At 35.7% G+C, this 583-nt stretch carries 1 pseudogene; it reads right to left on the reverse strand.

What is annotated here, in order from left to right:
* Window positions 1-219: 219 nt before the first annotated feature.
* Window positions 220-583: pseudogene (locus ACFIMU_RS08760) on the reverse strand (hypothetical protein); the annotation flags it as partial.

The raw sequence follows: 583 nt of genomic DNA on the forward strand, positions 1-583 counted from the left end.
CTCATAGAGCGCTTGCAATATGATACGTTTTGTATATATGCATTCATTACTCCATTGTGGATGATTCATTTTAATCAATAAGAAACGCTATTTGAAAGCCGCGTCATATCATTTGACACGGCTTTTTTTATGTTACTCTCTCTTTTATGATATGTTTATAGCAATGCATTTTATATGCGTTTATACACCATAAAGAAAGCACGCCCCCCACGCCGTTCTTTATTCTGTTTTATCAGTTATATTGACAACATTATCCCTTTCATACACCTCACAATTTTTTGGAACCAACCTTACTTTGCTTTTTTTATTGATTTTTGCATTGCCATAAGTACGCCCCCAGATCGTTGCACAATATGAGATTTTTGCATTGCCATAAACAGAGCCATAAATCTCACAAGAGCCACTCACACAAGCATTGCCATAAACAGAGCCATAAATCTTTGCACGACCATTAATAACAGCATAATTATAAATTTTTGCATGGCTATAAATACAAACCAAGCCAGAAACCTTGGCATGACCATAAACGCGTGCATAACTAAAAACCGTAGCATCATAAGAAACATGCGCATGGTCATAAATA

It is taken from the genome of Bartonella sp. AC70YNML, from assembly GCF_042196545.1.
Lineage (GTDB): Bacteria > Pseudomonadota > Alphaproteobacteria > Rhizobiales > Rhizobiaceae > Bartonella.